Source organism: Paenibacillus sp. 01T422, assembly GCF_056398785.1.
The window spans coordinates 1-1,230 of record NZ_JBFTQB010001310.1; the positions used below are offsets into that span (position 1 = coordinate 1).

General features: G+C 44.8%; 2 protein-coding genes. Both read right to left on the bottom strand.

The genetic code is table 11. The features are described 5' to 3' along the window. The coding region (locus AC1DUA_RS38295; RefSeq protein ID WP_477504667.1) for an AraC family ligand binding domain-containing protein at nucleotides 1-417 on the bottom strand (417 nt) is incomplete at its 3' end. 11 nt (nucleotides 418-428) lie between these two features. Further along, nucleotides 429-1,230, bottom strand: an 802-nt coding sequence (locus tag AC1DUA_RS38300; protein WP_477504668.1) for a sulfatase family protein, incomplete at its 5' end; no start/stop codon positions are given.

Here is a 1,230-nt window from a genome sequence, read left to right on the forward strand (position 1 = left end):
GTGCTGAGCGTTCTCGATAACTTCACGAAAAAGAGGTTCTAACCCACTATTTTGCACTACGATGTGGGTAAGCAATTGATAAGCTTCGAGCATCTTAAGAATCCAGTTTCCGCTGATGTTAAGCCATATGTAGCTMCATTGCTCTTCATTCTTAGGGTCTGAGACAACTTCATGGTAGCAGCCTGCAGGAAGGATGAATACGTCTCCCACGCGAGCAATTGAGGTCTGTGAACCAACTTTCACACTTCCTTGACCTGAACGAACAAAGCCGATAACGGTAACCTTCGCAAGCTCTCGAATATTGCTGTAATTCGATTCACAGTAATTTACCCCTAGGAACTGCACGCTCAGTGGAGGAGGCTCACCTATTGGAGGCAAGTGGTAGATAGGGCCGTGCTTCCCAGAATTATTCAACATCTTTATCCTCGTTAGGCATGCCAGAGACGAGGCATCGCCATAGACTCTTTGCCTAATTCCGCCCAAGCATATTTCAACAAAAGCTCCGATTTAAGGGTTTGGTATTCGGGAAGACTCCATAAGTTGCGGATTTCACCTGGATCTTCTTGTAAATCAAAAACTTCTCCATATGTTTGGTTATAGTACACGGTAATTTTGTACCGTTCATCCACATACGTTTTTTGGTGAATCGTCGTCGGTGTATGACGAAACTCGCAGATGGCATGATCCCTCACTTTACTTTTCAGACCGCGCCATACTTGGGATTGATCTAAACCCGTCATATGGTGGGGAATCGGAATGCCGCATAGAGAAAGGAACGTAGGTGCCAGATCTACCAATGACTGAATGGCAGGCGAGGTTACGCCAGCAGGGACTTGACCTGGATACCGAACAATAAATGGAATCTTGATGAGGTCTTCGTAATGGAAGCCGCCTTTGGCTTGAAGGCCATGTTGACCATAGAAATGCCCGTGGTCTGTTGTAAATACCACGATCGTATTATCCGCAAGTCCCAGTTCATCAAGCTTGTCAAGGATATTCCCAATGTACTTATCCATTAGACTAATCATGCCGTAGTAAGTTGCGACTAGTTGTTTACGGTCATGCTCAGAATATAAGGTTGAGTGGGAATGATAGCCATGTATCCCATAGTCACCTTCTTTCCAAGGTTTAAAATCAGGATTTTCCTCTTGGGTTAATTGAAAATGAGGTGGATTTTGGTCATGCTCACCTGGAGTGACAACTGGAATTGTCAGCTGTTCAGGATCATAC